Origin of the sequence: Aeromonas sp. 604443 (genome assembly GCF_049170315.1) — a bacterium.
Taxonomy (GTDB): Bacteria; Pseudomonadota; Gammaproteobacteria; order Enterobacterales; family Aeromonadaceae; genus Aeromonas; species Aeromonas veronii_A.
Genome location: NZ_JAAKMI010000004.1, coordinates 298,989 through 314,941, shown reverse-complemented (window position 1 = coordinate 314,941; position 15,953 = coordinate 298,989). Strand labels below are relative to the sequence as shown.

Genomic DNA, 15,953 nt, shown 5'->3' with positions numbered 1-15,953 from the left:
TGTCAGCGCCACCAACCTGGTGCTGGCAGAAACGGATGCACCGGTGGCGGTATCGCTGGCGGCGCAGCTGGGTGTCATTGCGACCGACGCGGATGGTTCGGAGCAGGTGACCGGTGTGACGGTGACCCTGAGCGGTGTGCCGGCAGGTGCGTTGATGGGGGCAGGCTGGGTGGCTGGCGCGGTGGCGGGCAGCTACAGCTGGAGCGGTGCGAGCACAGCGGGCGTACCTGGCTTTAGCTTGCCGGCGGACTGGAGCGGGGTCGTGAATGGCAATGTGGCGGGGACCACGGACGAGGGTGGGGCAGACAGCAAGCCCTTCACCGTGACCGTCACTGCAACTAATGATGCTCCCATGCTGACTGTCTCGGATCTGCGCATATCCGAGGAGGGATTACCGGGATCCAATCCAGACAATTCACCCAATCCCGGCGATATTACCGATAGCACCTCGACCCATGCGACGGCAAGTGTGACAGATATCGACAGCAATACCTTTACGTTCACTCTTTCTGCTCCATCTGGCCTGAGCTCTGGAGGGGTACCAGTTGTGTGGAGTGGTATAGGGTCTGCGACACTGGTGGGTTCAGCGGGAGGGATCCCAGTCATACAAGTATCTGTAGATCCGGTTGGTAAATATACCGTCACCTTGCTGGGGCCCATCGATCATGAATTTGGAGACAATAAGGAAGGACTGAAGACATTTACCTTCAACCTGTCAGCCAGTGATGGTGACTTGAGTGATACCAAGCAGGTCAGTGTTGTTATTGAAGACGATATGCCCGTGATCACAGGCATCGAAAGTCTGGGAGTGATGAATGTAGCCGACATCACTACCGGTGGATTGTTTGGCGTCTCTTTTGGTGCTGATGGCCCTCTGGGTACTGGTGGACTGAAACTGACTGGATGGCCTGATTTGGCAGGGATCACCGAAACCTTGTCGACTGATGGCAAGACTCTGGTAGCAACCATTGATGGTAGTGGGCAGCCACCTAAAGTGTTCTATACATTGACACTCAATGACGACAATACTTACAGCTTTGAACTGGTTACTCCCCAGCCAACCCAAACTTTCTCGATCGGGGCACAGTTCGGTGCTGGCGGGCCTGTTGAGACGATCGGAGTTACTGCTGGCGGGATTGGTGTACTGTTCGATGGTCTGCTGTTCAATGGCAGCGTCAATAATCCTCAGGATCTGCCGGGGAGTGATGCAGATAATCTCAACCCGAACAACAATGGTTTCGGGATTAAGAACGGCAACCTGGACAATAACGAAGGGTTCAAGGTATCCACGACTGCAGCCGTTGATGGGCTCTCTTTCAACGTCTACGGGGTTGGCAACACCAATACCAGCACCATACAGTGGGTGGCTTATGCTGCCGATGGCGTGACCGTCGTCGATTCCGGAGAGCTTGTTCTGTCAGGACTCAAAGGGTCGATGCAGTTGGCCAGCATAGAACCCGATGGGGAGTTCAGCCAGCTTTATGTCCGCTTTGTGCTGAATGGCAATGACTCGGTGAGGATCGAGAATTTCGGAGTGATCGACAAGATCACGCCTCCTGATATTGACCTTGATTTCAGTGCTACCTTGACTGATGCCGATGGAGATAAAGCCAGCGCCAACTTTACTGTATCGGTCAAGAGCAATGAGCCTCCCGTCGCGTCCAATATTCTGGTTGTGGGCAGCAACACCTCGGATACCCCCGACACTACCGGGACCCCCGGCACGGATGATGATCACAAGGTGCCCAACTCCAACGGTAGTGTGGATGGTCTGGTTGCAGGCGGTGCTGGTCACGATATTGTGGTGGGGGACATCGGCGGCACCAGTACCAATTTCATCCCGGGTGAGAATTACAATATTGCCCTGGTGGTCGATGTGTCTGGAAGTATGGCTGGAGCACGACTGAATATGCTCAAGGCCTCCCTGACCCATTTGGCCAACCAGTTGAAAGATCATGATGGTGAGATCAATGTCACCTTGATTGGTTTTGCGGCGAATGCCAGCGAGAGTGTGACAATAGTAGGGCTTGATGCCAGTAATGTGAGCAACCTGACCAATGCCATTGATGCACTGGTTGCCAATGGTGGCACCAACTATGAAGCCGCGTTCAATCAGGCCGTGCAGTGGTTCAATGATGGTAGCAAGGCTGCTCCCGGTTACCAGAACCTGACATTCTTTGTCACGGATGGTAACCCGACTTACTACCTCAATGACAGCAATCAGGTCGCCGGACCAGGCAACAGCACCACATTTGAGGTGATCAAGGAGTCGGTGGATGCTTTTGTTTCACTCAGTGCCATCAGCCAGGTCAATGCAATCGGGGTGACCAATGATGTTAACAAGGATTTGTTGAAGTTCTTTGATAACACGACTGAAACGGCAGATCAGTTTTACTCGGCAGGCAGCTTCCTTGACTTGGCCACATTTGGTAGTGGTAGCGGCATAAATGCCGCCTCGGGATGGGTGCTCAGTGGTGATGCTCAGGGATCGCATACTGTTACAAATGGAAGCTTGCGGATCCGGGATGATCGAACCGGTTCTGATTCTGACAGGACAATATTGGCGCTCGCCGTGGCCAATGCCATCCAGGTTTCTGCGGCACAAGCCGGAGCAAGTCTGCAGTTCCAGTATGCCTTGAATGGTGTTAATAGCAGCGACAGCTTCACCTGGAAGTTGGTGAAACTCGAGGGTGGCGTCTGGGATATGCTCAATCCAGTGCAAACGGGCACCATTACTGGCGTTAGTTCATCTGTTTTGACGGCTTACAGCACTATCACAACCGATGGACTGCCTGTCGGGCAATACGGGTTTGTGTTCGAACTGCTCGACAGCTCCAATGACCGGAATGCTGAGGTACGGATAGACAATATCCGGATCGAGCAGGGTTTCAATGCCCCGATCGGCGATGCCCAGATTGTGACCAGTGCCGAGCAGTTGACGGCAGCCCTGACCGAGGGGGATCAGATTACTGTGTTGCTGGGGGCCGGCAATGACGTGGCCGATGGTGGTGTTGGCAATGACATCCTGTTTGGCGATGTACTCAATACCGATACGCTGGCCAGCGAGTTGGGACTGGATCTGCCCCAAGGTTCTGGTTGGCTGGTATTTGAAACGCTGGAGTCCAGTCATGGGTGGACACGTGAACAGACGGTGGATTACATCCGGACCCATATTACTGAGCTGAGTGGGGAGAGTAGCCGCAGTGGTGGTAATGACACCCTATATGGTGGCAGTGGCAACGATATCCTTTTTGGCCAGGAAGGGAACGACACCCTTGTTGGAGGTGTCGGTGATGATTATCTGGATGGTGGTTCTGGTAGCGATATACTCACGGGCGACCTTGGTAAGGACATTCTGATCGGCGGCCTTGGCAGCGATACCATGACCGGTGGTGGGGAGAGTGACACCTTCAAGTGGCTGGCGGGGGATGCGGACGGCAGTATCGATACCATTACTGATTTCACTTTAGGTGATACCAACAATGGTGGAGATGTACTGGATCTCTCGGATCTGCTGGTCGGCGTACCTGCAGTGGGGAACAACGAGGATCTGGCAGCCGTGCTGGACAACTATCTGCAGTTCAACACGACGACCAAGACGTTGACGATAGATCCTGCCGGGGCCGGTGGGAGCCCGGAACTGACCATCCAGTTCCAGAACTCACTCGACCTCGCCTCACTGGGCTCCAATCAGGAGATCATCAAGCACTTGCTGGATGACGGTAACTTGAAGGTTGATCCGTAACCCTCTCTCGGGGCCGGGCTTGCCTGGCCCCTGTTTTTTCTTTAGGTGGATGGATAAGATAGCGGCCGTAGAAGAGAGGGTAATCATGCAGTCATTCAACTGGGTCGACATTGATGGCATCCGTTATAGCTGGGATGGACAGGGCAACATTACCTGCGCAGGTCAGTTTGGCTATCAGGCCTCGATCGCCGGTGATCGGCTGGATGGGATGGAGATAGAGAATGAGGCCGGTGATGTCGCGGGCTCGCTCTATGTTGACTTTGCTGCAGCCTCTATCACCTATGTGCCTGTTTTGGATACCGAGTCTGCCCATAACATGATTCTGGTTGGCCATGAGCAGGGTCAGCAGGAGTATCCACTGGTCAGTTTTCACCCTCCGTTGTTGCAAAATTTGCTTGGGCCGTCTGATACCATCCCTTGGTCTGCGATGGAGGAGGCAATTGGTGGCACCGATCTCGGACAGGCGGTGCAAGGACATGTTCTGTCGTGGGACTCGTTCCATTTCGATGATGAGGTGCAGGTCTGCGGTGCGACATCGTCACAAGATAAGGTAGAGCAGAGCCCAGATGTCTGCAGCGTGGTCACCATCAGTCTCGATCTGACCAATCAGATACTGGATCAGTTCCCCCCCTCGCATGATATATGAATCCCGTAGCTGCACGGGCATAATGGCCTCAATCTTTTCGATTGAGGTTTTTTTCTATGTGGCGTCCCCTTCTTACTCTTTCCGCTCTGGTTGTCAGTGCTCCGCTGCTGGCGATTGAAGTGCCGCAAGCGCCCCATCTGGTGGTGAGTGGTTATGCCGAGCAGAAGACCGAACCCGATATGCTCACCCTCAATGTGGCGGTGAGTGCACTGGATAAGCAGGGCCTCAAGGCCAAGCAGCAGGTCGATACCAAGGTCGCAGCCTTTTTCAGCCAACTGGAAGGGCTGGGGATCAAGCGCAGCGATGTTGAGGCTGGCAACCTGATGGTCTCTCCGGAATATCAGTATGGCGAGAACAAGAAGCCGGTATTGTTGGGATACCGTGCTCAGCGACAATTGGCGGTGAAGCTCTATCAGCTCGACAAGTTGAGCCCCCTGATGGATACCGCACTCAAAGCCGGGCTGGAGTCCGTATCCCAGATTGAGTACGGGTTGAAATCGCCGCAGGTCATCAAGGAGCAGGCCCGTTTGAATGCCGTTGAGGATGCCAAAACCAAGGCTGAATCTCTGGCCAAGGCCTTCGGGATGAAGCTTGGCAAGGTCTACAGTGTGGAGTACCGCAATGCTTCGCCCATTACCGCCTACAGCCGCAACCTGAAGGTAGTGCAGGCCATGGCGATGGCTGCACCTGCGGCGGATATGGCGGACAACAGCTATCAACAACAGCAGATCACGGTAAGTGATAATATCGAGGCTGTTTTCTTGCTGGAGTGATGCCCGTCGTTTAAGTCCAGTCATGAACACCCCCGCCATTTGCGGCGGGGTTTCTATTGCGCATCGATGCAGATATAAAAAAGCCGACGCTCGTGTTTACTAAATCGAGCATCGGCTTTTTGTTGCGCTGGGTTTATCAGGCGGTCACAGCATCAGCCTTGGTCGCTTCCGGCGCCGGGTTGCGGATGAGGTAATCAAACGCACCCAGTGCGGCGGTGGCGCCAGCACCCATGGAGATGATGATCTGCTTGAACGGTACCGTGGTGGCATCGCCAGCGGCGTAGACGCCGGGCAGGGAGGTCGCCCCTTTGGTATCGATCTCGATCTCGCCAAAGCGGGTCATGGCAATCTCGCTCCCTTTGAGGAACTCAGTGTTCGGTACCAGGCCGATCTGGACGAAGATGCCCGCTACCGCCAGGTGCTTGATCTCACCTGTGGTGCGATCTTCGTAATCCATGCCGACCACCTTGCTGCCATCACCGATCACTTCGGTGGTGCGAGCGCTCATGATGATGTCGATATTGCCCATGGAGCGAGCCTTCTTCTGCAGCACTTCATCGGCACGCAGGGTGTCGGCGAACTCCACCACAGTCACATGCTCGACGATGCCAGCCAGATCGATGGCCGCCTCGATACCGGAGTTACCGCCACCAATCACAGCTACTCGCTTGCCCTTGAAGAAGGGGCCATCGCAGTGCGGGCAGTAGGCCACGCCCTTGGTGCGGTACTCAAGCTCGCCCGGTACGTTCAGATCACGCCAGCGGGCACCGGTAGCCAGGATCACGGCGCGGCTCTTCAAGGTGGCACCAGAGGCGAGATCCACGTTCACATATCCATCTTTGCTGATGGCGGCGGCGCGCTGTTCGGTTATCACTTCCACGCCGTACTGTTTGACGTGCTGCTCCAGGCTGGCGGCCAGTTTGGGGCCTTCGGTGTAGGGCACGGAGATAAAGTTCTCGATACCGACGGTGTCCATCACCTGACCACCGAAACGCTCGGCAACGATGGCGGTGCGAATGCCTTTACGGGCGGCATAGATGGCCGCTGCGGCGCCAGCCGGGCCACCGCCCACCACCAGTACGTCGTAGGGATCTTTCTCATTCAGCTCGGCAGCCTTGCGCTCGGCGGCGCCGGTGTCGAGTTTGGCGACGATCTCTTCCAGCGATATCCGGCCCTGGCTGAACGGTTGACCGTTCAGGTAAACATTCGGTACCGCCATGATTTGACGCTCGGCGACCTCTTCCTGGAACAGGGCGCCGTCGATCATGGTGTGAGTGATGCCGGGGTTCAGGGTCGCCATCAGGTTGAGGGCCTGTACTACGTCCGGGCAGTTGTGGCAGGAGAGGGAGATATAGGTCTCGAAGTGGAACTCACCTTTGAGATTGCGGATCTGCTCCTGCACTGCCGCATCGGCCTTGGAGGGGTGGCCGCCGCTTTGCAGCAGGGCGAGTACCAGAGAGGTAAATTCATGACCCATGGGGATGCCGGCAAAGTGAACACGCGGTGCTTGGCCCTGGGGCGCGACGCTCATGGAAGGCTTGCGAACGGCAGTGCCAGAGGTCTGGGTGATCTTGGGGGACATCTCGGCGATCTCGCTGGCCAGTGCCAGCAGCTCTGCAGATTTGTCGCTGTCGTTGCCGGACACGCTGATCTCGATGGGATTGACGATGTACTGCAGATAGGTGTTCAGCTGTTGTTTGAGGTTGGTATCCAACATGGTCGAATTCCTTCTTGTAATGGCGAGTTGGCATTAAATGTGAGTCGGTCTGCTTTCAGGCCTATTTGGCAATGCCGGAAAGCAGACCGGCCCTTATGCGGGCCGGTCTTGGAAGCGGGAGGCTTAGATCTTGCCTACCAGATCCAGGGACGGGGCCAGAGTGGCTTCGCCTTCTTTCCATTTAGCCGGGCACACTTCACCCGGGTGGGAAGCAACGTACTGGGCTGCTTTGACTTTGCGCAGCAGTTCCAGTGCGTCACGGCCGATGCCGCCAGCGTTGATCTCGACGATCTGGATGATGCCCTGCGGGTCAATCACGAAGGTACCGCGGTCAGCCAGACCAGCTTCTTCGATCATCACGCCGAAGTTGCGGGTGATGGTACCAGTCGGGTCACCAATCATCGGGTACTGGATCTTCTGAATGGTGTCAGAAGTGTCGTGCCATGCTTTGTGAGTGAAGTGGGTATCGGTAGAGACAGAGTAGATCTCAACGCCCAGCTTCTGGAATTCAGCGTAGTTGTCAGCCAGGTCGCCCAGCTCGGTCGGGCAAACGAAGGTGAAGTCAGCCGGGTAGAAGAAGACCACGGACCACTTGCCTTTCAGGTCAGCGTCAGACACCTGAACGAATTTACCATTGTGGTAGGCGGTAGCATTGAACGGCTTGATTTCAGTGTTGATGTAGGTAGACATGTAATTGCTCCTTGGTGATGTACATATGCCGGTCTGGTGTTGAAGAGTCTGCCAGACGAGGCGCTTAACTTTCGATGGATTCATCATAGGGGCTTCCACTAATCGAGAAAAGCCGCAATTTTGAATCGCTTAAATCTACTTATTAGATAACTCACTATGGCTGTACCTAACATGAATATCTCAGGCCTACTGAGATAACTCCTTGTCGTGGTTCAATATCTGTGCGCTACATCGCCTTTTCAAGGCATGGGAAGAGGTGTGCAGAGCCACGATAACGCGATGAGATAAACGGTGGTGCAAACATATAGAGCAAACAGGTGGCGAGGAGGTTGAGACCGTTCCTCGCAGCGATGGGGGATGTGCTGACAAGGGGGAGAGCAGAAAACGCGGATAAAAAAATCCCGGCGCTATCGCAACGACAGGGCCGGGTCATCAAACAAGGAATGGCTATATAAACAAATGCTTTACAGCAAAGACTAACTACGGGGTGTGCAAACTTGCAGACATATGAGAGGAAGATAATGGGTGCACAATCCCTCGTCTTCCCCTCGGCAACTATTGCATGGGAGGGATAATAGTGTGACGCAGATCACAAGGCAAGTGTTTGTTGTAATTTTTCAACCAAAATGAAAGTGTTTCATCATTTCAGCTTATTTAGACGGCTGAAAACGCTTTTATTGTAATTTAATTACAACTTAATCTATCAAAAGTCGGTAGGTGGTTCCTGCTCTTCCATCAATTCCAGCAGGTTGATGGCCACGGCAATAAAGTCCGACTCGGTGACAATGCCGATTAGCTTGCGTCCTTTGAGTACCGGCAGGCAGCCATATCTGTGGCGCTGCAGGTAAAGTGCTGCCTCCTTGATGCCGGCGTGAGGATCTACGCTCGCCACTTGCCGTGTCATGATCTCGTCGAGTTGCACGCTGTCGGTAAATTCGGCTTCCCGCTCCGGGCTGATGAGCAGCAGCTTGGATTCCCGGGTGGCCAGGATATCGGTGAGAGTTACCAACCCCAGCAGGTGATGCTGCTCGTCGACGATGGGAATGTGGCGGATTCGCTCCTGCTGCATCAGGTCCATCGCCTGTTTGACACTGTTTGACGGACCCAGAGTGAAGGGGTGTTCGGTCATGATTTCGGATAGGGTCATCATGGTGGGCCTCCTTGTGTATCTGCTTTCACCCTAGCCCAGCGCCCATTGGCAAAACATGATCAGGGTCAATACAGAACATTAAAGAATCATTAACCGGATGTGTGTCTCAATATTGCTCGCTACCCCTTGTCTCTCTTGGGTTTTTGGTCTTTTGGGTTGCCTTGGAAGATGGGGATAACTAGACTAGCCGCCGATTCCCCCCGAGGTGAAAGATGCAAGTATCCGATTTTCATTTTGATCTGCCAGACGAGCTGATTGCCCGCTATCCGATGGCAGAGCGTACCGCCAGCCGCCTGTTGCAGCTCGATGGTCAAACTGGCGCCCTGCGCCACGGTCAATTTGTGGATGTGCTGGATCAGCTCAATCCGGGTGACCTGCTGGTATTCAATAACACCCGTGTCATTCCGGCGCGCATGTTTGGCCAGAAGGCCAGCGGCGGCAAGCTGGAGGTACTGGTCGAGCGCATTCTGGACGAGCACAGCGTGCTGGCCCATGTCCGTGCCTCCAAGGCGCCCAAGCCCGGCACCCGGATGATCATGGATGGTGGTGTGGAGGCAGAGATGCGCGCCCGCCACGACGCCCTGTTCGAGATCCACTTCCTAGACCCGCGTCCGGTGCTGGAGATTTTGGAGGCCATCGGCCACATGCCGCTGCCCCCCTATATCGACCGTCCCGACGAGGATGCCGACAAGGAGCGCTACCAGACCGTTTACAATCAAAAGCCGGGCGCCGTTGCCGCGCCGACCGCCGGTCTGCACTTTGATGAGCCGCTGCTTGAGAAAATTCGGGCCAAAGGGGTTGAAACGGCCTTCGTCACCCTGCATGTAGGGGCGGGGACCTTCCAGCCGGTGCGGGTAGAGAAGATTGAAGATCACCACATGCACTCCGAGTATGCGGAAGTGCCGCAAGAGGTGGTGGATGCCATCGCGGCCACCCGTGCCCGTGGTGGTCGGGTGATCGCGGTGGGGACCACGTCGGTGCGTTCGCTGGAGAGCGCGGCCAAGGTCACCCTGGCGCAGGGCAAACCGCTGGCGCCCTTCTTTAGTGACACCGATATCTTCATCTTCCCTGGCTATCAGTTCCAGATTGTCGATGCCATGGTCACCAACTTCCATCTGCCGGAGTCGACCCTGATCATGCTGGTCAGCGCCTTCGCCGGTTATGACAACGTGATGGCGGCCTATCAGGCAGCCGTGGCCGGGCAGTACCGTTTCTTCAGCTACGGGGACGCCATGTTCGTCACCCGTCGCCAGGTTGAAGCATAAGCTTCAGCTTATTTACCGGGCCGTGAGCGGCCCTCCTATTGTCAGACTGTTTATCTGACGCAGCCGAGGTAGCAATGAAATTTGAACTGAAAACCACCGACGGCCGTGCCCGTCGCGGTCAACTGGTCTTCGAACGTGGTGTGGTACAAACGCCGGCCTTTATGCCGGTCGGAACTTACGGCACCGTCAAGGGGATGACCCCGGAAGAAGTGCGTGAAACCGGCGCCCAGATCCTGCTGGGTAACACCTTCCACCTCTGGCTGCGTCCGGGTCAGGAAGTGATGCGTGCCCACGGCGATCTGCATGACTTCATGAACTGGCAGGGCCCGATCCTGACCGACTCCGGTGGTTTCCAGGTGTTCAGCCTGGGCCATATTCGCAAGATCACCGAAGCGGGCGTCCACTTCCGTCACCCCATCAATGGCGAGAAGATCTTCCTCGACCCCGAGAAGTCCATGGAGATCCAGTACGATCTGGGCTCCGACATCGTGATGATCTTCGACGAGTGCACTCCGTACCCGGCCACTTATGAAGAAGCGCGCAAGTCCATGGAGATGTCCCTGCGCTGGGGCAAGCGCTCCCGCGACAAGTTTGATGCGCTGGGCAACAAGAACGCCCTGTTCGGCATCATCCAGGGCTCGGTCTACGAAGATCTGCGTGATGTCTCCCTCAAAGGGCTGCTGGAGATCGGTTTCGACGGTTATGCGGTCGGCGGTCTGGCGGTGGGTGAACCCAAAGAGGACATGCACCGCATCCTCGAGCACGTCTGCCCGAAAATTCCGGCTGACAAGCCGCGCTACCTGATGGGTGTCGGCAAGCCGGAAGATCTGGTGGAAGGGGTGCGCCGTGGTATCGACATGTTCGACTGCGTCATGCCGACTCGCAACGCCCGCAACGGCCACCTGTTCACCACCGATGGCGTAGTGAAGATCCGCAATGCCCAGCACCGCAACGACACCAGCACCCTGGATGCCGAATGCGATTGCTACACCTGCAAGAACTACAGCCGCAGCTACCTGCACCATCTGGACAAGTGCAACGAGATCCTCGGTGCCCGTCTGAATACGATTCATAACCTGCGTTACTACCAGCGTGTGATGCAGGGTTTGCGGGACGCGATCGAGCAGGGTAAATTAGACGACTTTGTAACAGAGTTTTACCGTCGGCAAGGGAAGCCTGTGCCTCCGTTAGCTGAAAATGACGTTAAATAACAACAACATATAATTTTTTTTTAAATCTACATCAATAAGAGGTTGTTAAATGAGCATTATCTCCAAGGCGTATGCAGAAGGCGCAGCACCGGGTGCACAGGGTGGTGGTATGGAAATGATCATCATGCTGGCCGTATTCGGCCTGATCTTCTACTTCATGATCTATCGTCCCCAGGCCAAGCGTGCCAAGGATCATCGCAATCTGATGAGCTCCTTGTCCAAGGGTGATGAAGTGCTCACTTCCGGTGGCCTGGTTGGCAAAATTGCCAAAGTGGCTGCAGACAGCGATTACCTGGTGATCGCCCTGAACGACCAGACTCAAGTCACCATCAAAAAGGACTTCGTCTCTGCCGTTCTGCCCAAGGGTTCTATCCAGTCCCTTTAATCTCCCAAGGAGCACAGCGTGTTGAATCGCTATCCGCTGTGGAAATACCTGATGGTGATCCTGGTGATCGCCATCGGTTTTCTATATGCAGCCCCCAATCTTTACGGCGAAGATCCGGCTTTGCAGGTTTCTGCCAGCCGTGGTGCCGAAGTCAAGCTAGATACTCTTGATCTGGTGAAAGAGACCCTTGAAGCGGCCAAGATCCCGGTCAAACATGCTGCATTCGAGCACGGTTTTATCCTGATCCGCTTCAAGAACACCGAAGACCAGCTGAAAGCGCGCGATATCGTTGCCAACAAGCTGGGCGACAACTTCATTACCGCACTCAACCTGGCACCTTCCACTCCCGCCTGGCTCGAAGCCATCGGTGCGGCGCCTCTGAAGCTGGGTCTTGATCTGCGCGGTGGTGTGCACTTCCTGATGGAAGTGGACATGGCCGAAGCACTGACCAAGCAGCAAGAGCAGATGGTGCAGGATTTCCGCTCCGAGCTGCGCACCCAGAAGATCCGTTACTCCGGCGTGCGCCGAGTCGGTGATCAGGTGCAGGTGATCTTCCGTGACGAAGCCGATCAGGAACGCGCCGTTTCTCATCTGCGTCGTCAGAACCCTGATTTGACCTTCACTACCGAGCAGAAAGGGGATGAGTTTATCCTGCTGGCGGGTCTGAGCGAAGCCAAGATCAAGGAAGTGAAGAAGTACGCCCTCGAGCAGAACATCACCATCATCCGTAACCGGGTCAACGAACTGGGTGTGGCCGAGCCGCTGGTACAACAGCAGGGCGCCGAACGCATTGTCGTTGAACTGCCCGGTATTCAGGATACCGCTCGTGCCAAGGAGATCCTCGGTGCGACCGCGACCCTGGAGTTCCACATGGTGGATGAGGCGGCTGATATTCAGGCGGCTGCTGAAGGGCGAGTTCCCCCCGGCTCCAAGGTCTATACCGATCGCAATGGTCGTCCGGTGGTACTGCACAAGCGAGTGATCCTGACCGGTGACCACATCGTGGGTGCCCAGTCCGGTTTCGACGAGTACAGCCGTCCCCAGGTCAACATCAAGCTGGATGGCCAGGGTGGTAACAAGATGGCCAACTTTACCAAGGACAACGTGGGTAAAGGGATGGCGACCGTCTTCATCGAGTACAAGCCGGTCGGTCAACCGGGTCCGGATGGCAAGCGCAAGTTCCGCAAGCAGGAGGAGGTGATCAACGTCGCCACCATCCAGTCGCGTCTTGGCAGCCAGTTCCGTATTACTGGGATCGACAACGCCAACGAAGCCCACAACCTGGCGCTGCTGCTGCGTGCCGGTGCCCTGATCGCCCCGATCCAGATCGTGGAAGAACGCACCATTGGCCCGAGCCTGGGTCAACAGAACATCGACAGCGGTATGGAAGCCATCGGCTGGGCCATGCTGGTGATCGTGCTGTTCATGGGGATCTACTACCGCGCGTTCGGCTGGGTCGCCAACCTGGCGCTCTGCATGAACCTGGTGTTGATTGTCGGCATCATGTCGATGATCCCTGGGGCCACCATGACATTGCCGGGTATCGCCGGTATCGTCTTGACGCTGGGTATGGCGGTGGATGCCAACGTACTGATCTACGAGCGTATTCGTGAAGAGATCCGCAACGGTCGCGGTGTTCAGCAAGCCATCCATCTGGGCTTTGATCGGGCATTCTCCACCATCGCCGACTCCAACGTGACCTCGCTGATCACTTGCGTGATCCTGTTCGGTATCGGTACTGGCGCCATCAAGGGCTTTGCCCTGACGCTGGGCATTGGTCTGACCGCCTCCATGTTTACTGCCATCACAGTTTCCCGTGCCATTATCAACCTGGCTTGGGGTGGACGGCGTATCGACAAGCTGCCCATCTGAGGATAGAGAAATGTTTCAGATTCTACATTTTGAAAAACCGATCCCGTTTATGCGCTATGCCAAGCCGGGTGTGGTTTTCTCTTCCGTGCTGATGGTGGTAGCCCTGTTCTTCCTGTTTGATCGGGGGCTGAACTGGGGTCTGGACTTTACTGGTGGTACCACCATCGAGGTGGGATTCCAGCAGTCGGTGAGCCTGGACAAGATCCACGACGTTCTGGAAGAGCAGAAGATTGAAGGGGCCACCCTGCAACACTTTGGCTCCAGCCGTGACGTGCTGTTCCGTTTGGCGCCGAAAGAGGGGGTCAAGGTCGAGCAGCAGGGTAACGAGGTGCTGGCAGCGGCCAAGCTGCTCGATGAGGGCGCTGTACTCAAACGCGTCGAATTCGTCGGCCCTTCAGTCGGTGACGAGCTGGCTACTGACGGGGCGTTGGCGATGCTGGCCTCCATCATCTGTATCCTGATCTACGTGGCGGTGCGCTTTGAATGGCGTCTGGCCATGGGCGGCATCCTCTCGCTGGTGCATGACGTGGTGATCACCTTGGGCGTCTTTGCCTACTTCCAGTACGAGTTCGACCTGACCGTGCTGGCGGCATTGATGACCCTAGTGGGTTACTCCCTGAACGATACCATAGTGGTGTTCGACCGCTTGCGGGAGAACTTCCGCAAGGTGCGCAAAGGGGATACCGACTACATTCTCGATCTCTCCATGACCGAGACCCTGAGCCGTACCATCATCACCTCCGGGCTCACCTTCGTGGTGGTGCTGGCGCTGCTGCTCAAGGGCGGCGCGCTGATCCACGGTTTTGCCGTGGCCATGGTGATCGGTGTGGCGTTCGGTACCTACTCCTCCATCTATGTGGCGAGTGCGTTTGCCATGTTCCTCGGCGTCAAGCGCGAGCACATGCTGCCCACCCAGGTAGAGAAAGAGGGTGCGGACCAACAGGAAATCCTGCCGTAACAGTGAAGAGCGCCTCATGGCGCTCTTTTCTTATCTCTGCGTGTCGTTTGCTGACGCAGATGATTTCAACAAAAGGAGCTTGCCATGCAACACAATCCCCGTTTTTTGGCGCTGGTTGACGGGATCCGCTCCCGCATCACCGAAACCGATGTTCACCAGATCAAGCGCTGGCAGGACGAAGGGCGCACGTTTCACCTGATCGACGTGCGGGAAGAGAGCGAGTGGGCCAAAGGCCATCTGCCCGGAGCCCAATATCTGGGTCGTGGAGTGATTGAGCGGGATATCGAGACCCTGTTCCCGGATCCCGAGACCACGCTCTATCTCTATTGTGGTGGCGGTTTTCGCTCCGTACTGGCGGCCGACAATTTGCAACAGATGGGTTATCGCAACGTAATCAGTGTTGACGGCGGTTTTCGCGGCTGGCTGGAGGCCGGATACCCTGTCGAATCCTGATTTATTTGATGGAGAGGGGCTCAGCTACATGACAAAGTGGCGGCTGACCTTTACCATATGCGGGGTCAAGCGTAAGCGTCGGAGTGTTCATTGAACGTCAGGAAAGGGATTGGATACCTCCTTGGTATCCTGTTGCTGCTACCCATGTGGGGTTGCAGCAGTAGCAGTCATGTCAACACCCCTAAGGTTCCCAAGGCGCAGCCTGCTTCACTGGTATTGGCGACCCCCCTGCAGGTCTCCTACCAAAGCGAGTTGGCGCTCGCCCGACTCGGGCAGATGCTGAGTGAAATGGAGTTGACCACGGAGCAACGGGCCGAGTTGTTCTATGAACGTGCCGTGGTGTTTGATCGCGTCGGCTTGCGTTCCCTTGCCCGTCTCGATTTCAACAGGGCCCTGCGGGAGAAACCGGATTTCGCTGAAGCCTACAACTTCATCGGTGTCTATCTGGTACAGCAGCAGAACTACGACGAAGCCTATGAGGCATTCGACTCAGCCCTCGAGCTGGCACCCGATTATGACTATGCCTACCTTAACCGCGGTATTGCCCTCTATTACGGTAATCGTCCCGAGCTGGCAGCGGCCGATATGAAGCGTTTCTACGAAGCGCAGCCGGAAGACCCTTATCGGGTGATCTGGCTCTATCTGGCCGAGCAGAAGCTCAATCCCGCTGCGGCCATGAGCCGGATGCGCGAGCGCCTCAACAAGTACGATGACGACGCCTGGAACTGGGATCTGGTTCGCCTCTATACCGGCGAGATCAACGCGTCCCAGCTGATGGGCAACGTGGTGAAAGGGGTGAAGGATAACCGGGAGCTGGCCGAGCGCCTGTGTGAAACCTATTTCTATCTGGGCAAGTTCGAGTTGGGCAAAGGCAACCGCAAGGAAGCCATCAGCTACTTCAAGCTGGCGCTCTCCAACAACGTCTATGACTTCATCGAGCACCGCTATGCTCTGCTCGAACTGGAGTTGATGGCGCGCAAACCCTTGCCGCCGGGTGCCCAGAGCAAAGGCGAACAGCCCTCCTGAATGGAGATGGCGATTACCCGGTGATAAAAAACCTCGATATGAGGCTAATGCCAGTCAGTAAA

The 15,953-nt window shown here is 55.9% G+C and carries 13 protein-coding genes; 10 read left to right on the top strand and 3 right to left on the bottom strand.

Annotated features, from left to right (window positions below; genetic code table 11):
• Positions 1-43 precede the first annotated feature (43 nt).
• The 3 genes from G5380_RS09025 (at position 44) to G5380_RS09015 (ending at position 5,164) form a co-directional block, all read left to right on the top strand.
• Entirely contained in the window at positions 44-3,745 is a 3,702-nt protein-coding gene (locus G5380_RS09025; protein WP_421352662.1) for a VWA domain-containing protein, read from the top strand.
• Positions 3,746-3,830: 85 nt separating this feature from the next.
• The gene (locus G5380_RS09020; protein WP_042056172.1) at positions 3,831-4,391 is read left to right on the top strand and encodes a hypothetical protein; all 561 of its coding nucleotides are present in this window, start codon (positions 3,831-3,833) and stop codon (positions 4,389-4,391) included.
• 56 nt (positions 4,392-4,447) lie between these two features.
• Positions 4,448-5,164: an SIMPL domain-containing protein gene (locus G5380_RS09015; protein ID WP_005337338.1), complete on the top strand. Its 717-nt coding sequence runs from the start codon at positions 4,448-4,450 to the stop codon at positions 5,162-5,164.
• A 136-nt stretch (positions 5,165-5,300) separates the two neighbouring features.
• Here the strand turns inward: G5380_RS09015 and ahpF are convergent, their stop codons facing one another.
• The 3 genes from ahpF to G5380_RS09000 form a co-directional block, all read right to left on the bottom strand.
• A complete protein-coding gene (gene ahpF, locus G5380_RS09010; RefSeq protein WP_421206635.1) occupies positions 5,301-6,881 on the bottom strand; it encodes an alkyl hydroperoxide reductase subunit F in 1,581 nt (526 codons plus the stop codon).
• 123 nt (positions 6,882-7,004) lie between these two features.
• A complete protein-coding gene (gene ahpC / locus G5380_RS09005) occupies positions 7,005-7,571 on the bottom strand; it encodes an alkyl hydroperoxide reductase subunit C (protein WP_005337335.1) in 567 nt (188 codons plus the stop codon).
• A 703-nt stretch (positions 7,572-8,274) separates the two neighbouring features.
• A complete protein-coding gene (locus G5380_RS09000; RefSeq protein WP_013723842.1) occupies positions 8,275-8,721 on the bottom strand; it encodes a CBS domain-containing protein in 447 nt (148 codons plus the stop codon).
• A gap of 212 nt (positions 8,722-8,933) precedes the next feature.
• On the opposite strand from G5380_RS09000, the gene queA reads away from it, so the two are divergent.
• The 7 genes from queA (at position 8,934) to nlpI (ending at position 15,891) form a co-directional block, all read left to right on the top strand.
• A complete protein-coding gene (gene queA, locus G5380_RS08995) occupies positions 8,934-9,986 on the top strand; it encodes a tRNA preQ1(34) S-adenosylmethionine ribosyltransferase-isomerase QueA (RefSeq protein ID WP_005344678.1) in 1,053 nt (350 codons plus the stop codon).
• A gap of 74 nt (positions 9,987-10,060) precedes the next feature.
• Positions 10,061-11,197 carry a tRNA guanosine(34) transglycosylase Tgt gene (tgt, locus tag G5380_RS08990; RefSeq protein ID WP_005337329.1) on the top strand — a complete coding sequence of 379 codons (1,137 nt, stop codon included), beginning with the start codon at positions 10,061-10,063 and terminating at the stop codon, positions 11,195-11,197.
• Positions 11,198-11,246: 49 nt separating this feature from the next.
• Positions 11,247-11,582 (top strand): preprotein translocase subunit YajC, encoded by a 336-nt coding sequence (gene yajC / locus G5380_RS08985; RefSeq protein WP_005337327.1) that lies wholly within the window; start codon positions 11,247-11,249, stop codon positions 11,580-11,582.
• Positions 11,583-11,600: 18 nt separating this feature from the next.
• On the top strand, positions 11,601-13,454 hold the full coding sequence (gene secD / locus G5380_RS08980) for a protein translocase subunit SecD (protein ID WP_421352661.1): 1,854 nt from the start codon (positions 11,601-11,603) through the stop codon (positions 13,452-13,454).
• A gap of 10 nt (positions 13,455-13,464) precedes the next feature.
• On the top strand, positions 13,465-14,412 hold the full coding sequence (secF, locus tag G5380_RS08975) for a protein translocase subunit SecF (RefSeq protein WP_421173000.1): 948 nt from the start codon (positions 13,465-13,467) through the stop codon (positions 14,410-14,412).
• 84 nt (positions 14,413-14,496) lie between these two features.
• The gene (locus G5380_RS08970) at positions 14,497-14,865 is read left to right on the top strand and encodes a rhodanese-like domain-containing protein (RefSeq protein WP_005344690.1); all 369 of its coding nucleotides are present in this window, start codon (positions 14,497-14,499) and stop codon (positions 14,863-14,865) included.
• A 90-nt stretch (positions 14,866-14,955) separates the two neighbouring features.
• Positions 14,956-15,891, top strand: coding sequence for a lipoprotein NlpI (nlpI, locus tag G5380_RS08965; RefSeq protein WP_005344691.1), 936 nt, complete (start codon positions 14,956-14,958; stop codon positions 15,889-15,891).
• Positions 15,892-15,953 lie beyond the last annotated feature (62 nt).